Source organism: Streptomyces sp. NPDC102402 (genome assembly GCF_044765765.1).
GTDB lineage: Bacteria > Actinomycetota > Actinomycetes > Streptomycetales > Streptomycetaceae > Streptomyces.
On sequence record NZ_JBIWKR010000008.1, the window covers coordinates 335177 to 351514 of the forward strand.

The 16338-nt window shown below is 71.0% G+C and carries 18 protein-coding genes; 11 read left to right on the forward strand and 7 right to left on the reverse strand.

What is annotated here, in order from left to right; genetic code table 11:
* Window positions 1-35 precede the first annotated feature (35 nt).
* Window positions 36-1568, reverse strand: a complete 1533-nt coding sequence (locus ACIRJR_RS24295; RefSeq protein ID WP_403784189.1) for a S8 family peptidase — start codon at window positions 1566-1568, stop codon at window positions 36-38.
* Between the two features lie 310 nt (window positions 1569-1878).
* Here ACIRJR_RS24295 and ACIRJR_RS24300 point away from each other — a divergent pair, with 310 nt between their 5' ends.
* The 3 genes from ACIRJR_RS24300 to moaA all read left to right on the forward strand — a co-directional run bounded on the left by ACIRJR_RS24300 (window position 1879) and on the right by moaA (window position 5057).
* Window positions 1879-2244: a DUF485 domain-containing protein gene (locus ACIRJR_RS24300; protein ID WP_403784191.1), complete on the forward strand. Its 366-nt coding sequence runs from the start codon at window positions 1879-1881 to the stop codon at window positions 2242-2244.
* Entirely contained in the window at window positions 2241-3884 is a 1644-nt protein-coding gene (locus ACIRJR_RS24305; RefSeq protein ID WP_403784193.1) for a cation acetate symporter, read from the forward strand. The genes ACIRJR_RS24300 and ACIRJR_RS24305 overlap by 4 nt, the downstream gene beginning before the upstream one ends.
* A gap of 183 nt (window positions 3885-4067) precedes the next feature.
* Window positions 4068-5057 (forward strand): GTP 3',8-cyclase MoaA, encoded by a 990-nt coding sequence (gene moaA / locus ACIRJR_RS24310; protein ID WP_403784195.1) that lies wholly within the window; start codon window positions 4068-4070, stop codon window positions 5055-5057.
* Here the strand turns inward: moaA and ACIRJR_RS24315 are convergent.
* Together ACIRJR_RS24315 and ACIRJR_RS24320 are read right to left on the reverse strand one after the other, a co-directional pair.
* A complete protein-coding gene (locus tag ACIRJR_RS24315) occupies window positions 5040-5288 on the reverse strand; it encodes a hypothetical protein (RefSeq protein WP_403784197.1) in 249 nt (82 codons plus the stop codon). The two genes, moaA and ACIRJR_RS24315, sit on opposite strands and share 18 nt — an antisense overlap.
* Before the next feature lie 218 nt (window positions 5289-5506).
* Window positions 5507-5881 carry a DUF3099 domain-containing protein gene (locus ACIRJR_RS24320; protein WP_403784199.1) on the reverse strand — a complete coding sequence of 125 codons (375 nt, stop codon included), beginning with the start codon at window positions 5879-5881 and terminating at the stop codon, window positions 5507-5509.
* 213 nt (window positions 5882-6094) lie between these two features.
* Here ACIRJR_RS24320 and ACIRJR_RS24325 point away from each other — a divergent pair, with 213 nt between their 5' ends.
* Complete coding sequence (locus ACIRJR_RS24325; RefSeq protein ID WP_403784201.1) at window positions 6095-6379, forward strand: GlsB/YeaQ/YmgE family stress response membrane protein; 285 nt, start codon at window positions 6095-6097, stop codon at window positions 6377-6379.
* Between the two features lie 231 nt (window positions 6380-6610).
* Here the strand turns inward: ACIRJR_RS24325 and tyrS are convergent, their stop codons facing one another.
* From tyrS to ACIRJR_RS24340, 3 genes are all read right to left on the reverse strand, one after another.
* Entirely contained in the window at window positions 6611-7879 is a 1269-nt protein-coding gene (gene tyrS / locus ACIRJR_RS24330) for a tyrosine--tRNA ligase (protein ID WP_403784203.1), read from the reverse strand.
* 63 nt (window positions 7880-7942) lie between these two features.
* A complete protein-coding gene (locus ACIRJR_RS24335) occupies window positions 7943-9337 on the reverse strand; it encodes a metallopeptidase TldD-related protein (RefSeq protein ID WP_403784205.1) in 1395 nt (464 codons plus the stop codon).
* Window positions 9334-10857, reverse strand: coding sequence for a TldD/PmbA family protein (locus ACIRJR_RS24340; RefSeq protein ID WP_403784207.1), 1524 nt, complete (start codon window positions 10855-10857; stop codon window positions 9334-9336). Before ACIRJR_RS24340 ends, ACIRJR_RS24335 begins: the two co-directional genes overlap by 4 nt.
* 222 nt (window positions 10858-11079) lie before the next feature.
* On the opposite strand from ACIRJR_RS24340, the gene fabG reads away from it, so the two are divergent.
* The 3 genes from fabG (at window position 11080) to ACIRJR_RS24355 (ending at window position 13109) form a co-directional block, all read left to right on the forward strand.
* On the forward strand, window positions 11080-11799 hold the full coding sequence (gene fabG / locus ACIRJR_RS24345; protein ID WP_403784209.1) for a 3-oxoacyl-[acyl-carrier-protein] reductase: 720 nt from the start codon (window positions 11080-11082) through the stop codon (window positions 11797-11799).
* 5 nt (window positions 11800-11804) lie between these two features.
* Window positions 11805-12572 carry an enoyl-ACP reductase FabI gene (gene fabI / locus ACIRJR_RS24350; protein WP_403784211.1) on the forward strand — a complete coding sequence of 256 codons (768 nt, stop codon included), beginning with the start codon at window positions 11805-11807 and terminating at the stop codon, window positions 12570-12572.
* A 165-nt stretch (window positions 12573-12737) separates the two neighbouring features.
* Window positions 12738-13109: a hypothetical protein gene (locus ACIRJR_RS24355; protein WP_403784213.1), complete on the forward strand. Its 372-nt coding sequence runs from the start codon at window positions 12738-12740 to the stop codon at window positions 13107-13109.
* A 5-nt stretch (window positions 13110-13114) separates the two neighbouring features.
* Here ACIRJR_RS24355 and ACIRJR_RS24360 read toward each other — a convergent pair whose 3' ends face one another.
* A complete protein-coding gene (locus ACIRJR_RS24360; RefSeq protein WP_403784215.1) occupies window positions 13115-13789 on the reverse strand; it encodes a FadR/GntR family transcriptional regulator in 675 nt (224 codons plus the stop codon).
* A gap of 130 nt (window positions 13790-13919) precedes the next feature.
* On the opposite strand from ACIRJR_RS24360, the gene ACIRJR_RS24365 reads away from it, so the two are divergent.
* The 4 genes from ACIRJR_RS24365 (at window position 13920) to ACIRJR_RS24380 (ending at window position 16291) form a co-directional block, all read left to right on the forward strand.
* Window positions 13920-15182 (forward strand): CynX/NimT family MFS transporter, encoded by a 1263-nt coding sequence (locus tag ACIRJR_RS24365; RefSeq protein WP_403784217.1) that lies wholly within the window; start codon window positions 13920-13922, stop codon window positions 15180-15182.
* A gap of 17 nt (window positions 15183-15199) precedes the next feature.
* Window positions 15200-15316, forward strand: coding sequence for an SGM_5486 family transporter-associated protein (locus tag ACIRJR_RS24370; RefSeq protein ID WP_258036409.1), 117 nt, complete (start codon window positions 15200-15202; stop codon window positions 15314-15316).
* A gap of 151 nt (window positions 15317-15467) precedes the next feature.
* Window positions 15468-15674, forward strand: coding sequence for a hypothetical protein (locus ACIRJR_RS24375; RefSeq protein ID WP_403784219.1), 207 nt, complete (start codon window positions 15468-15470; stop codon window positions 15672-15674).
* A gap of 98 nt (window positions 15675-15772) precedes the next feature.
* On the forward strand, window positions 15773-16291 hold the full coding sequence (locus tag ACIRJR_RS24380; protein ID WP_403784221.1) for a SixA phosphatase family protein: 519 nt from the start codon (window positions 15773-15775) through the stop codon (window positions 16289-16291).
* The last annotated feature ends 47 nt before the right edge of the window (window positions 16292-16338 follow it).

Here is a 16338-nt window from a genome sequence, read left to right on the forward strand (position 1 = left end):
CCGGGGACGGCAGTCCCCGGCCCTTCCCTCACGTCCTACCGGCGGACCGCGTCGAGCGCGTCCACGATCCCGGCTCCGTAGAAGCCGTTGTAGTGCTTGCCGCCCTGGCAGACCGCGTCCACGGTGCCGTCGGCGTCGATGTCGTACGGCGCGCCGCACGCGGTGGCGTCGGCCTGGAGCGTCAGCAGCGCCTTCACCGCGGCCGCCGAGGCGTACGGGTGGGTCGACTTGATCAGCGCCACGACGCCCGCGACGTGCGGGGACGCCATCGACGTACCGGCCTTGTAGTTGTAGCCGCCGCCGACCGTCGTCGACAGGATCAGACCGTTGTCGGCCGGTGCGTCGGGCGCCTGGTAGCGCGTCGAGTCACCGCCCGGGGCGGCCACGTCGATGACACCCAGGCCGTAGTTCGAGTACGAGGACTTCAGGTTCTTCGCACCGGTCGCGGAGACCGTCACGACACCCGGCAGCATGGTCGGGATGTCGGGGCAGGCGCTCGGGTCGACCGTGCGCGTGACCGTCGTCGTGTCGTTGGGGCTCGTCGTGTCCTCGATGGCGTCGAGGGCCAGGTCGTGGTCGGAGTTGCCGGCCGCGGCGACGTTGACGACGCCCTTGCCCTCCGCGTAACGCGTGGCGCGGGTGACCGCCTCGACCAGTGCGCCCTGGTCCGGGTCGTTCTTGCAGTTGAACAGCCACGGGTCGGTGTAATAGCTGCTGTTGGTCACGTCGACGCCGTGCTCGGCGGCCCAGACGAAGCCGCAGACGACGGCCTCGGTGTAGAAGAAGCCGGCCGGCGTGGACACCTTGATGCCGGAGACCTTCACACCCGGCGCCACACCGGTGACGCCGATGCCGTTCTTTGCCGCGGCTATGGTGCCCGCGACGTGCGTGCCGTGGTCGCTCTCCCCGGCGGCCGGCCGCCAGGCGCCGTCCGTGGTGTCCGGGGCGCCGGACACGCAGTTCACCGAGGCCTCGCGGTCGAAGTTGGGGGCCAGGTCCGGGTGCGTGTCGTCCACACCCGTGTCGATGACGCCGACCGTGACCTTGCTGCTGCCGAGCGACTTCTGGTGCGCCTTGTCCGCCTTGATGGCGGGCAGGTCCCACTGCAGGGGCTGCAGGGGGTCCTCGCCCGCCACCGCCTCCTTCGCCGCGGCCCGCGCCTGCCCGGCGGTGAGGGGCTGGCCGGCCCCGACGTCCTTCGTCGCCTGCGGCTCGATCGGAGCGGTGCGCGTGGCACCCGCCGACTGGACGCCCTTGGCCTTGCGTATCGTCGCGCCGAAGTCCGGGTTCCGCGAGTGGACGACGATGACGCCGATCTTGTCGTACGACGTCACGACGGTTCCGCCGGCCGCGGATATCGCCTTGCGCACCTGCTTGACGGTGCCGTGACTCGCACGGGTGTTCACGACGTACGACAGCTGGGGGCCGTCCGCGGGAACCGCCGCCACCGGCTCCTGTGCGGGTGCCGCGGCCGCGGTCCCCGTCGGGAGGAAGCCGAGGGAGGCCGTGAGCGCGAGTCCGACGGGCAGCGTGAGTACGCGAGTCCGTCTGGATGCCAGATGAGCCATGGGTTCTCCACATCATCCGTGCCGTGGGGCCGGACACAGGCGTGTCCGGTCCGGTACATGACCTGTGAAGTTATCGCTGATCTTCCCGAAGCATCAATGAATACGGGCAAGTGAGTTCGAGGTGTGACCTCGGGGAGTCGCGTCCACGGGAGCCGGCGGGAGAAGACCGAACCTGCGGTGAACCGCTTCGCCGCGCTCTCCGTGCCGTTGCACAGGGAGCCGTGCGTCCAGCTCATCACCCCCACAACGCAGAGGACTCCCCGTGAAATCCACCGTTCCCACCACCGCACCCGCGTCGCGAGGAGAATCCGTGGCCACCGAAGCACCGCCGCCCCAGCCCCCTGAGGACGGCAGTCCCGTCCAGCCCACGACCGAGGCGTTCCTCGAGGCGCAGAACAGTGCGGAGTTCGCCGAACTGCGCCGCTCCCACCGGTCCTTCGCCTTTCCGCTGACCGTCGGCTTCATCGCCTGGTATCTGCTGTACGTGCTGCTCTCCAGCTACGCCGACGGCTTCATGAGCAAGATCCTCTTCGCGAACTTCAACGTCGCCTTCGTGTTCGGCCTCGCCCAGTTCGCCACCACGTTCCTCATCGCCTGGTTCTACTCGCGCCACGCCACGAACAAGCTCGACCCGCAGGCGGCGGCCATCAAGTCCCGTCTGGAGGCCGACGCATGAGCGCCGCGTACGCATCGCACGCCGTGACCCAGCTCGCCGCGTCGACCTCGTCGACGAGCGAGCACCGGCCGCTGATCATCACCCTGTTCGCGGTCTTCGTCGCGGCGACCCTGGGCATCACCGTCTGGGCCGGCCGGCAGACCAAGAGCGCCTCGGACTTCTACGCCGGCGGACGGCAGTTCACCGCCTTCCAGAACGGCCTCGCCGTGTCCGGCGACTACATGTCGGCGGCGTCGTTCCTGGGCATCGCCGGCGCCATCGCGCTCTTCGGCTACGACGGCTTCCTCTACTCCATCGGCTTCCTCGTCGCCTGGCTCGTGGCCCTGCTGCTCGTCGCCGAACCGCTGCGCAACTCCGGCCGCTACACCATGGGCGACGTCCTCGCCTACCGGATGCGGCAGCGGCCCGTCCGCACCGCCGCCGGTGTCTCCACCATCGTCGTGTCGATCTTCTACCTGCTGGCCCAGATGGCGGGGGCGGGCGTCCTCGTCGCCCTGCTGCTCGGCATCACCAGCGACGCGGGCAAGATCCTCATCGTGGCGCTGGTCGGCGTGCTCATGATCCTCTACGTCACCATCGGAGGCATGAAGGGCACCACCTGGGTGCAGATGGTCAAGGCCGTGCTGCTCATCGCGGGCGCCCTGCTGATGACCCTCATGGTGCTGTGGAAGTTCGACTTCAACGTCTCCGACCTGCTCGGCACCGCCGCGGAGAAGAGCGGCCACGGCGCCGCGTTCCTCGAGCCCGGTCTCAAGTACGGCGCCACCGACGTGTCGAAGCTGGACTTCATCTCGCTCGGTATCGCGCTCGTCCTCGGCACCGCGGGCCTGCCGCACATCCTGATCCGCTTCTACACCGTGCCCACCGCCAAGGCCGCCCGGAAGTCCGTGAACTGGGCCATCGGCATCATCGGCGCCTTCTACCTGATGACGATCGCCCTCGGCTTCGGCGCGGCGGCCCTCATCGGGCCCGAGGAGATCAAGGCGAAGAACCCGGCGGGCAACGCCGCGGCGCCCCAGCTCGCCGAGTACCTCGGCGGGCTCGGGACCACCGGCGGCGCCGTGATGCTCGCCGTCATCTCCGCCGTCGCCTTCGCCACGATCCTCGCCGTGGTCGCCGGCCTCACCCTCGCCTCCTCGTCGTCCTTCGCCCACGACATCTACGCCAACGTCATCCGCAGGGGGAAGGCCACCGAGAAGGAGGAGATGCGGGCGGCACGCTGGGCCACCGTCGCGATCGGCGTCGTCTCCATCGGGCTCGGCGCGATGGCCCGCGACCTGAACGTGGCGGGCCTCGTGGCCCTGGCGTTCGCCGTCGCGGCGTCGGCCAACCTGCCGACCATCCTCTACAGCCTGTTCTGGAAGCGCTTCACCACCCAGGGCGCCCTCTGGTCCATCTACGGAGGTCTCGCCTCCTCGGTCCTCCTGGTGCTGTTCTCCCCGGTCGTCTCCGGGAAGGCCACCTCGATGTTCCCGGACGTGGACTTCGCCTGGTTCCCCCTGGAGAACCCCGGCCTCATCTCCATCCCGCTGGGCTTCCTGCTCGGCTGGGTCGGCTCCGTCCTCTCCAAGGAGGAGCCGGACAAGGGCAAGTACGCCGAGCTCGAGGTCAAGTCGCTCACCGGCACCGGGGCCCACTGACCGCCACCGGCACCGGGCCGCGGGGGAGACCCGCGGCGCCCGCCACGGGGCCCCGTCGTAGAGACCTACGACGGGGCCCCGCCGCACCTCGTGTCAACCGGGCCCCCGCGATGTCACAGGTCTCGCGTAGTCTCGGAGGAGTCAGACCGCAACCGCGGACATCACCGGGGGAGGGGGCCCACAGTGCTCATCGACACCTACGGCCGGGTCGCCACCGACCTGCGTGTATCACTGACCGACAAGTGCAATCTGCGCTGCACCTACTGCATGCCCGAAGAGGGCCTGCAGTGGCTCTCCAAGACCGACCTGCTCAGCGACGACGAGATCGTGCGGCTCATCCGTATCGCCGTCACCGGCCTGGGCATCACGGAGGTCCGCTTCACCGGCGGCGAGCCGCTGCTGAGGCCGGGCCTCGTCTCCATCGTCGAGCGGTGCGCGGCCCTGGAGCCCCGCCCCAGGATGTCGCTCACGACCAACGGCATCGGCCTCAAGCGCACCGCCGCCGCCCTGAAGGCGGCGGGCCTGGACCGGGTGAACGTCTCCCTGGACACGCTCCGCCCCGATGTCTTCAAGACACTCACCCGCCGTGACCGGCACAAGGACGTCCTGGAAGGCCTCCAGGCCGCCCGCGAAGCGGGTCTCACCCCGGTCAAGGTCAATTCCGTCCTCATGCCCGGGCTCAACGAGGACGAGGCGCCCGAGCTGCTCGCCTGGGCCGTGGAGAACGCCTACGAGCTCCGCTTCATCGAGCAGATGCCGCTCGATGCCCAGCACGGCTGGAAGCGCGACGGCATGATCACGGCAGGTGACATCCTGTCCTCGCTGCGCACCCGCTTCACCCTCACCGAGGAGGGGGACGGGGAGCGCGGATCCGCCCCGGCCGAGCGGTGGACCGTGGACGGCGGACCGCACCGCGTGGGCGTCATCGCCTCCGTGACCAGGCCCTTCTGCAGTGCGTGCGACCGCACCCGGCTCACCGCCGACGGACAGGTCCGCACCTGCCTCTTCGCCCGCGAGGAGACCGACCTGCGCGGAGCTCTCCGCTCCGACGCGCCGGACGAGGAGATCGCCAGGATCTGGAAGCTCGCCATGTGGGGCAAGAAGGCCGGCTCCGGTCTCGACGACCCCTCGTTCCTGCAGCCCGACCGCCCGATGTCAGCGATCGGCGGCTGAGGACTCCCACTCCGTCAGTGGCACGACGTCCTTCAGGAAGCCGCGCACACCGAGGAACGAGGAGAGGTGCTCCCGGTGCTCGTCGCAGGCCAGCCAGGTCTTGCGGCGCTCGGGGGTGTGCAGCTTCGGGTTGTTCCAGGCCAGCACCCATACGGCATCGGTGCGGCAGCCCTTGGCGGAACAGACCGGTGCACCGTCGGCGCTCTCGGCGGAGGTATCGGGGAAGTTCACGGCCCCAACCCTAAGGGCTTCCACTCGGGGCCCCGCGGCGCATCCCCGCCGGAGAAAGGCGACGCCGAGCAGCCACGGGGGGAGCTGCCCGGCGTCGGTCCGTCGCTCCGACGGGGGATGCGGAGCGCGTACGAAGTATGCCACGGGGCCCGGGGTCCGGCGCACAGGAACGTCATGATTGATCTGAGCTCTTCCTGAGCTTCGCGGACCCCTGCCGCTCAGTCCGCGGGGCGCGGTTCGCCCGCGCGTCCGGTGTCCCCCGGCTCCGCCGCGGGCTCCGCGGGGCCGGCCCCGGGGGCCGCACCGAGCGCGGGCCGCATCGGCGCGGGCACGAACGTCGAGGGGAGCGAAGGGGCGCTCTCGCGACCGGCGTTGGCGATGACCACCGAGACATAGGGGAGCAGGACGCCCAGGGCGAGCGCCACCACGGCCACATGCCTCTCGACGTTCCACAGGGTCGCCGCCAGCACCACGGAGACCGTGCGCACGGACATCGAGATGATGTAGCGCCGCTGCCTGCCGCGCACGTCGTCGGCGAGCCCCTGCCGGGCCCCCGTGATCCGGAAGACCTCCGGGCCGCTCTGCTTCCGCATCGTGATTCCACCACCAGATCTCCGTGCCGGACTTCCCCGGACGACGCCGCTCCTACGGTACGCCCGGCGTCCACGGCATTCGAGACCGGGGCGAACCCGTCCGTACGGGTCCCCGGGTGCGGCCCCACGTACGGCCCTGTCCGGCATGCGGCGTACGCCCACCGGACCGAGACTGGGCGAACGTGCGCACACTGCGCCGCACGAGGAGGCGATATGAGCTGGTTGTGGGCAATCATCGTTGGTCTGGTGCTGGGTGTGATCGCCAGGGCGATCCTCCCCGGCAAGCAGAACATCCCCCTCTGGCTGACGGCGGTGTTCGGCATCCTCGGCAGCATCCTGGGCAACGCCGTCGCGGGCTGGATCGGCGTCAGGGACACCGACGGCATCGACTGGACCCGCCATGTGCTGCAGCTGATCGGCGCCGTCGCTGTCGTCGGTGTCGGGGACATGCTCTGGCAGTCCATCAGGGGCAACCGGAACAAGCGGCAGAGAACCTGACCCGCGTCACACAGCGCCGCGGGGGGGGGGCGCCCCCCCCCCCCCCCCCCGGGGGGGGGGGGGCGGCCCCCGGGGGGGCGGCCCCCCCCCGCGGCCCCCCCGCGTTTTATGACGCCCGGCGCTCCCCCACCACCACCCCCCCCCCCCCCCCCCCCCCCCCCCCCCCCCCCCCCCCGCGCCCCCCCCCCCCCCCCCCCCCCCCCCCCCCCCGCGGCGCTGTGCCCGCCGGGTTCAGCCGGCGGCGACCTCGACGGCCGCCAGGTTCTTCTTGCCCCGGCGCAGGACCAGCCAGCGTCCGTGCAGCAGCTCCTCGTGGGCCGGAGCGCTCTCGCTGTCCGTGACCTTCGCGTTGTTCACGTAGGCCCCGCCCTCCTTGACCGTACGGCGGGCGGCCGACTTGCTGGCGGACAGCCCGACCTCGACCAGGAGGTCCACCACCGGGCCCAGCTCGGTGACCCGTGCGTGCGGCACCTCGGACAGGGCGGCGCTCAGCGTCGCCTCGTCCAGCTCGCCGAGCTCGCCCTGTCCGAACAGCGCCTTCGAGGCCGCGATGACCGCCGCGCACTGCGCGCCGCCGTGCACCAGCGTCGTCAGCTCCTCCGCCAGCGACCGCTGCGCCGAACGCGCCTGCGGGCGCTCCTCGGTGAGCTTCTCCAGCTCATCGAGCTCCTCACGGCTCTTGAAGCTGAGGATGCGCATGTACGTGGAGATGTCCCGGTCGTCCACATTCAGCCAGAACTGGTAGAACGCGTACGGCGTCGTCATCTCCGGGTCGAGCCAGACGGCCCCGCTCTCGGACTTGCCGAACTTGGTGCCGTCCGCCTTCACCATGAGCGGCGTCGCCAGGGCGTGCACGGCGGCACCCGGCTCCAGGCGGTGGATCAGGTCGATCCCCGCCGTGAGGTTGCCCCACTGGTCGCTGCCGCCCTGCTGCAGGGTGCAGCCGTAGCGGCGGTACAGCTCCAGGTAGTCCATGCCCTGGAGGAGCTGGTAGCTGAACTCGGTGTAGCTGATGCCCTCCTGGGACTCCAGGCGGCGGGCCACCGAATCCTTGGTGAGCATCTTGTTGACCCGGAAGTGCTTGCCGATGTCCCGGAGGAACTCGATCGCGGACATGCCCGCGGTCCAGTCCAGGTTGTTCACCATCGTGGCGGCGTTCGGCCCCTCGAAGGTGAGGAAGGGCTCGATCTGCCCGCGCAGCCGCTGGACCCACGCGGCGATGGTCTCCGGGTCGTTCAGCGTGCGCTCCGCCGTCGGCCGGGGGTCACCGATCTGACCGGTCGCCCCGCCCACCAGGGCGAGCGGCTTCAGCCCGGCGAGCTGGAGCCGGCGCATGGTGAGCACCTGCACGAGGTGACCCACGTGCAGACTCGCCGCGGTCGGGTCGAAGCCGCAATAGAAGGTGACCGGGCCGTCCGCGAGAGCCTTGCGCAATGCGTCCTCGTCGGTGGACTGGGCGAACAGCCCGCGCCACTTCAGCTCGTCGACGATGTCCGTCACGGTCGTTTCTCTCCTCTGGGGGTCCGGCTGGGTTCGATGGGTCGTCCGGTCAGTCTATGGGCGTCACACGCCCCGGCTGACCGAGCTCATGTGGAAATCGGGGATGCGCAGCGCGGGCATGGCGGCCCGGGTGAACCAGTCGCCCCACTCGCGGGGCAGCGTCCTCTCCGTACGGCCCGCCTCCGACGCCCGGGACAGCAGCCCGACCGGCGACTCGTTGAACCTGAAGTTGTTCACCTCGCCGAGGACCTCGCCGTCCTCGACCAGGTACACCCCGTCCCGGGTGAGACCGGTCAGCAGCAGGGAAGCCGGGTCCACCTCGCGGATGTACCAGAGGCAGGTCAGCAGCAGGGCCCGTCCGGTCGTCGCGGCCACCATCTCCTCCAGGGACCGCTCACCGCCGCCGTCCAGGACGAGGTTGTCCATCCCGGGGGCCACCGGCAGCTCCGTCAGTCGGGCCGAGTGGCGGGTCGTGGTCAGCCGCTCCAGCCGGCCGTCCTTGATCCAGTCGGTCGGAGCCAGCGGCAGCCCGTTGTCGAAGACCGAGGAGTCGTCCCCGGACGCGTGCGCGATCACGAAGGGGGCCGACTCCAGCCCCGGTGCGTGCGGATCACTGCGCAGGTTCAGCGGCAGCCCTGAGAGCGTCTCGCCGATCCGTGTACCGCCGCCCGGCCGGGAGAAGACCGTCCGGCCCTCCGCGGCGTCCCGGGCGCCCGCCGACCAGTACTGGTAGATCAGCAGGTCCGCCACCGCGGTCGGCGGCAGCAGCGTCTCGTAGCGGCCGGCCGGCAGCTCGATCCTGCGCTCCGCCCAGCCGAGGCGCTGCGCCAGCTCCGCGTCCATGGCCGCCGGGTCGACGTCCTTGAAGTCCCGGGTGGCCCTGCCCGCCCAGGCGGAACGGGTCCGGTCGGGGGACTTGGCGTTCAGCTCCAGCGTCCCGGTCGGCTGGTCATGGCGCAGCCGCAGCCCCGTCGACGTACCCAGATACGTCGAGCTCAGCTGGTGGTGGGCGAAGCCGTACAGCTCACGGCCGCCCGAGCGGGCCCGTGCGAAGGCGTCACCGAGCGCCGGGGCGAAATCGGCGAAGACGTCGGAGCCGGTCTCGGCCGGCGGTTCCGTGAAGTCGGCGGACACCGGGATCCCGGAGACCAGCGGCTGCGCGTCCTCGGCCGGCCCGGCGCCGCGCGCGGCGGCCTCGGCGGCCCGTACGAGCGGCTCCAGGTCGGCCGCCGTGACGGCCGAACGGGAGACCACGCCGGACGCGGTCCCCTCGGTGCCGTCCACGGTCGCGATCACGGTCAGGGTCCGGCCCCGCGTCACCCCGTTCGTGGTGAGCGTGTTGCCGGCCCAGCGCAGATTGGCGGAGGAGCTCTCGTCCGCGATGACGACGCAGCCGTCGGCGGTGGACAGCTCCAGTGCGCGCTCGACGATCTCGTACGGCTTGCTGACGCGGCTCATCGCCCGCCCTCCTGCGTCGTGTTGAGGATGTTCACGCCTCGGAAGAGGGCCGAGGGGCAGCCGTGCGAGACGGCCGCGACCTGCCCCGGCTGGGCCTTGCCGCAGTTGAACGCTCCGCCCAGGACGTAGGTCTGCGGACCGCCGACCTTCTCCATCGAGCCCCAGAAGTCCGTCGTCGTCGCCTGGTAGGCCACGTCCCGGAGCTGGCCCGCCAGACGGCCGTTCTCGATCCTGAAGAACCGCTGCCCGGTGAACTGGAAGTTGTGCCTCTGCATGTCGATGGACCACGACCGGTCGCCGACCACGTAGATCCCGCGCTCCACCCCGCCGATCAGGTCCTCCGTCGAGAGGCCGCCCGGATCCGGCTTCAGCGACACGTTCGCCATGCGCTGCACCGGGACGTGCTCCGGCGAGTCGGCGTACGCGCACCCGTTGGACCGGCCCAGACCCGTCAGCTTCGCGATCCGCCGGTCCGTCTGGTAGCCCACCAGGGTGCCGTCCTTGACCAGGTCCCAGGACTGAGCCTCGACGCCCTCGTCGTCGTAGCCGACGGTCGCGAGGCCGTGCTCGGCGGTGCGGTCACCGGTCACGTTCATCACGGGGGAGCCGTACGCCAGCTTCCCCAGCTGGTCGAAGGTGGCGAACGACGTCCCCGCGTACGCCGCCTCGTAGCCCAGCGCCCGGTCCAGCTCGGTCGCGTGGCCGACCGACTCGTGGATGGTCAGCCACAGGTTGGACGGGTCGACGACCAGGTCGTACGTCCCCGCCTCGACGCCCGGTGCCCGCATCTTCCCGGCCAGCAGATCAGGCATGCGCTCCAGTTCGGCGTCCCAGTCCCAGCCGGTGCCCGTGAGGTACTCCCAGCCCCGGCCGGCCGGCGGGGCGATCGTCCGCATCGAGTCGAACTCACCGGTCGTCCCGTCCACGGCCACGGCGGTCAGCTGCGGATGCACCCGCACCCGCTGCTGGGTGGTGACGGTGCCGGCGGTGTCCGCGTAGAACTTGTTCTCGTGGACCGTCATCAGCGAGGCGTCCACGTGCGCGACCCCGTCGGCCGCCAGCAGCCGCGCACTCCACTCGGCGAGCAGCCCGGCCTTCTCGGCGTCCGGTACGTCGAAGGGGTCGCGCTCGTACGACGACACCCAGGTCCGCTCGCCGTGCACCGGCTCGTCCGCCAGCTCGACCCTCTCGTCGGACCCTGCCGCCGCGATCACCTTCGCCGACAGCTTCGCCATGGCGACGGCCCGCGAGGCCACCTTCGCCGCGGCATCCATCGTCAGGTCCACCCCCGACGCGAAGCCCCACGCCCCGCCGTGCACCACCCGGACCGCGTACCCGGTGTCGGTGGTGTCCGACGACCCGGACGGCCGGGCGTCCCGCAGCCGCCAGGACGCCCCGCGGACCCGCTCGAACCGGAAGTCCGCGTGCGCGGCGCCGAGGGCCCGGGCGCGGGCGAGCGCCGCGTCGGCGAGGGCGCGCAGCGGCAGGGCCAGGAACGACTGATCTACCTCGTGGGCCACGCGGGCCTCCCCTTCTCCACCTCTGAAAGTGCCTCCGCAGTGAATCATGGGGGGTCGCGCCGTCCAGGTGCGCAGGTTTTACGCTGCCGTGGTCCGGGCCGCCCCGTTCTGTAGGGATCCAACAGTCGCGGCCCGGCGGCGCTGTCAGAGGCCGATTCCTTGGATGAGGGGTGGTACCGATAGGTTTTCGATGTACCAGACCGCCAAGGAAAGGGTGATCCGTTGAGCCGCTCGGTTCTCGTCACCGGAGGAAACCGGGGCATCGGCCTCGCCATCGCCCGCGCCTTCGCCGACAACGGCGACAAGGTCGCCGTCACCTACCGCTCGGGTGAGCCGCCGCAGGAGCTCACCGAGGCGGGTGTTCTCGCGGTCCGGTGCGACATCACGGACACCGAGCAGGTGGAGCAGGCCTACAAGGAGGTCGAGGAGAAGCACGGCCCCGTGGAGGTGCTGGTCGCCAACGCCGGTATCACCAAGGACCAGTTGCTGATGCGGATGTCCGAGGACGACTTCACGTCCGTGCTCGACACCAACCTCACCGGCACTTTCCGCGTCGTCAAGCGGGCCAACCGCGGGATGCTGCGCGCCAAGAAGGGCCGTGTCGTCCTGATCTCCTCGGTCGTCGGCCTCCTCGGCTCGGCCGGACAGGCCAACTACGCGGCGTCCAAGGCCGGCCTGGTCGGCTTCGCCCGGTCGCTCGCCCGTGAGCTCGGCTCGCGGAACATCACGTTCAACGTCGTCGCTCCCGGGTTCGTCGACACCGACATGACCCAGGTGCTCACCGATGAGCAGCGCAAGGGCATCGTGTCCCAGGTGCCGCTCGGCCGCTACGCGCAGCCCGCCGAGATCGCGGCAGCGGTGCGCTTCCTCGCGTCCGACGACGCGTCGTACATCACTGGAGCCGTCATCCCCGTTGACGGCGGATTGGGCATGGGTCACTGATCACCATGAGCGGAATTCTCGACGGCAAGCGCATCCTCATCACGGGTGTGCTGATGGAGTCGTCCATCGCTTTCCACGCCGCGAAGGTGGCCCAGGAGCAGGGCGCCGAGGTCATCCTGACGGCCTTCCCCCGGCCGACGCTGACCGAGCGGATCGCCAAGAAGCTTCCGAAGCCCGTCAAGGTCCTCGAGCTCGACGTGACCAACGCCGAGCACCTCGACCGGCTCGCCGGCCTGGTGCGCGAGGAGCTGGGCTCGCTCGACGGCGTCGTCCACTCCATCGGCTTCGCGCCGCAGGACGCACTCGGCGGCAACTTCCTCAACACCCCCTTCGAGTCGGTCGCCACCGCGATGCACGTCTCGGCGTTCTCGCTGAAGTCGCTCGCCATGGCCTGCAAGCCGCTGATGAGCGAAGGCGGTTCGATCGTGGGTCTCACCTTCGACGCGCAGTTCGCCTGGCCGCAGTACGACTGGATGGGCCCGGCCAAGGCCGCGCTGGAGGCGACCTCCCGCTACCTCGCCCGTGACCTGGGCAAGGACGGCATCCGCTGCAACCTGGTCTCGGCCGGACCGCTCGGCTCGATGGCGGCCAAGTCCATCCCGGGCTTCAGCGAGCTCGCCGAGGTGTGGGACAACCGCGCCCCTCTGGCGTGGGACATGTCGGACCCGGAGCCGGCGGGCCGCGGCATCGTCGCGCTGCTCTCGGACTTCTTCCCGAGGACGACGGGCGAGATCATCCACGTCGACAGTGGCGTGCACATGATGGGCGCCTGACCTTCCGCTCACGGCATGACGGCCGCGCACCCCGCCGACGGGGTGCGCGGCCGTCGCGCGTTCGCGCCGGTCCGCCCCGGGGCCGCTCGAGTCGAAAAGATGGCGGTTCCACCGCAGAATGTGGTGGAACCGGACTTTTGGTCAGGCTGCGGGGAGGAGAACGCTGTGCGCTCCACACGTCGCCGAACCTGGGCCCTGCTCGCGGCGGCGGCCGTCGTCGCCGGGCTCCTGGCGCCGGTCGCCGTGAGCGCGGCCGGCCGGACGGGGAGCGGGGCGGCGGCGCCCCTCGCCCCGCCGCCGGAGCCCTCGGGTGCCGAATGCCGTATGTCGGTCGAGGGGTCCCGGGTTCTCGCCTACTGCCACAACCCCTATCCCACGACCGATCTCGTCCGCCTCCACACCGAGTGCGCGCGCTGGTGGGACGTCGACGCCGACGGTGGCGCTGTCGCGGTGCAGCCGGGGCGGACGGTCAAGCTCGAGGACCGCTGCTGGAAAGAGGTCGGCTCCGCCTGGGTCAGCCACTCGGTGGGTTCCTGAAACCCTCAGGCCCGCTCCCGCAGACAGCTCAGCGCGTGGTCGGCCGCCTCCGCGGCGGCAGTCTCCGCGTCGCCCGCCCGGATCGCCTCGACGAGCCGTGAGTGGTCCATGAGTCCTTCCGGTCCCAGCTCCGGGCCGACGTCGTCCCGCAGGTAGTCGCGCAGCAGGTCGTTCAGATCGGCGTAGAGCTCGGTGAGGACGTCGTTGTGCGAGGCGGCGACCACGGCGAGGTGCAGGGTCGCGTCGGCCGCCACGAAGGCCTCCGCGTCCCCTGACGCCCATACGGCCTTCCGCCGCGCCATCAGCGTGTCCAGCTGCCGCAGGTCCCGGTCCGTGCGCCGCAGGGCCGCGAGCCGCGCCGCCGAGGACTCCAGCGTGGAGCGCAGCTCGGCGACGTGCCGGGGGTCGGCGTCCGCGAACCGGCGGTGCATCACCCCCGCCAGCTCGCTGGTGGCCACCACGTAGGTGCCGGAGCCCTGGCGGATGTCCAGCAGCCCGTTGTGGGCCAGGGCGCGCACCGCCTCACGCACCGTGTTGCGGGCGACCCCCAGCTGCCCGACCAGCTCGGGCTCGGTGGGAATCCGAGAGCCGACCGGCCACTCGCCCGAGGTGATCTGGTTCCTCAGCTGGGCAATCACCTGGTCGGCGAGAGCCGAACGCCGCGTGGACGTCAGAGCCATGGTGCTCCTTGCTCGTGTTCCGGAAGAGGCTGTCCGGGAGGTGCGGGCCCGTCGGATCGTCTCTCCGATTGTCTCAGGGAGAGGGTTACGAGTGGACAGTCAATCATCCCATGATTCTATGATGGGTCTCATGCGTCACGACGAGACCCCGACCCTGAGTCCCCCAACCGCTCCCAGCGCCCCCGTGCACGGCACCCCCGCGCCCGGGCCTTCCCCCTGGGTGCTGCGGATCGTCACCCTCGGCCTGGTTCTCGCCGCGCTCAACCTCCGGCCCGCCATCACCAGCCTCGGCCCCCTCCTGGAGGAGGTCCGGGACGGCCTGCACATGAGCGGCAGCGTCGCCGGCGTCCTCACCTCGGTGCCGCCGCTCTGCTTCGCGCTGTTCGGATTCATGGCGCCGCGGCTGGCCCGGCGGTTCGGCCCCAGCGCCGTCGTCTGCGCCGGCATGGTGGCCATCACCGCCGGCCTGCTGCTCCGCCCCTTCGTGGGAGGGACCGCCGGGTTCCTCGCCGCGAGCGCCCTCGCCCTGATGGGCATCGCGGTCAGCAACGTCCTCATGCCCGTCATCGTCAAGCGCTGGTTCCCCGACCGGGTCGGCACCGTGACCGGTCTCTACTCCATGGCCCTGGCCCTCGGCACCGCACTCGCGGCGGCCCTCACCGTGCCCCTGACGGACGCGATGGGCGGCAGCTGGAAGACCGGGCTGGCCGTATGGGCGGCGCTCGCCGCCGTCGCGGTCCTGCCCTGGCTCCCGTTCCTGAAGGACCGGGGCGACGTGTCGGGGCGGGCCGCCGGAGCTCCGGCCCCCCGCGCCCTCCGGATCACCCGGAGCCGTACGTCCTGGGCCCTCGCCTGCTTCTTCGGCCTCCAGGCCACCGCCGCGTACATCACGATGGGCTGGATGCCCCAGATCTTCCGTGACGCGGGCATCTCGGCGGGCACGGCGGGTGTCCTGCTCGCCGTGACCATGGCCATGGGCGTGCCCCTCGCCTTCGTCATCCCCCGGGTCGCCTCCAGGCTGCGCACCCAGGGCCCGATCGTCCTCGTCCTCAGCAGTTGCGGCCTCGCCGGTTACGCGGGCCTCTATCTGGCACCGGCCGGCGGCGCCTGGCTCTGGGCGCTGCTGCTGGGCATCGCCAACTGCGCCTTCCCGCTCGCCCTCACCATGATCGGGATGCGCTCGCGGAGCGGCGCCGGGGTGGTCCGGCTCTCCGCCTTCGCGCAGTCCACCGGCTACCTGCTCTCCATCCCCGGCCCGCTGCTCGTCGGCGTGCTCTACCAGCACAGCGGGGGCTGGGGCCTGCCGCTCGCCCTCATGGCGGGCCTCCTCGTGCCCCAGACCGTCGCCGGAATGCTCGCCGGGAGGGACCGGACGATCGAGGACGAGTGCTGAGGTGCGAGACTGTGCGCATGCCAGTGCTCGAACCGAATCCCCCGAACGGCCAGAAGAAGCTCCTTCTCGTGTTCGGGACGATGCTTCTCATCTCCGTGGTCATCGGCGTGATCGCCACGATCGCCTCCCCCTGACCCCCCGCGGCGGGGGCGACAGGGGTGGGGACAACCCCCCTGTCCCCTAGGGGGCCAGGTTCAGGGTCGAGTGGGTGGGTCACCGGATGGGGCCGCCGACGGACGGCCCGTAGGTTCTGGGTAACACAGCCGAGGACCCACGGAGGCGGACATGTCGGCCCGTACACAGACCCGGACCCACAGCCCGGCCGCGGACGGTGTCGAGGTCCGGCTGCCGTGGTGGGCCGTCGCGCTGCCCGCCCTCGCCTTCGCCGCGCTCCTCCTGCTGATCGTGGAACCCGGCCAGGCGCACGCGGCGGCCGGCGCCCCCGCGATCGGGCGGCTGCTCGGGCACGTCCTGATGCTGATGCCCGCCTGACAGGTCCCGCACACACCGGGTCCCCGACATTCACCCCCAGCGGGCGAGCACGTCAACACCCTGCGCCCGGAGGCCCAATTCGTGCGAAGCTGAGGTGTATGAGCGCCGATACACCTCGCAGGATCGTCCTTCTCAGGCACGCAAAGGCCGAATGGTCGCAGGAGTCCGACCACGAGCGGCCTCTGGCGGAACGGGGCAGGAAGGACGCGCCGGTCGCCGGCCGCAGGCTGGCCGATTCAGGGACGGTCTTCGACCTGGCTCTGTGCTCGACCGCCACCAGGACCCGTGAGACCTGGAAGCTCGCGGTCCACGAGTTCGAGCAGCGCCCCAGGACCGTGTACGAGGAGAGGCTCTACGAGGCATCCCTCGGTGAGCTGATCGCCCTGTTCGGCGAGACCCCCGACGACGTCCGGAATCTGCTGGTCATCGGTCACAACCCCGGCATGCACGGCGCCGCGGACGCGCTCAGCGGGAGCGCCGAGGGCGACACACTCGCGCGCATGACCCGGGACGGCTTCCCGACCGCCGCCTACGCCGTCGTCGAGTTCCCCGGCTCCTGGAAGACCCTGGAGCACGGTGCGGGCAAGCTCGTCGAGTACTGGACGCCGAACGACTGACCGCGCACACGCGCGGGGGGCACCGGCACAGCAGCTGTGCCGGTGCC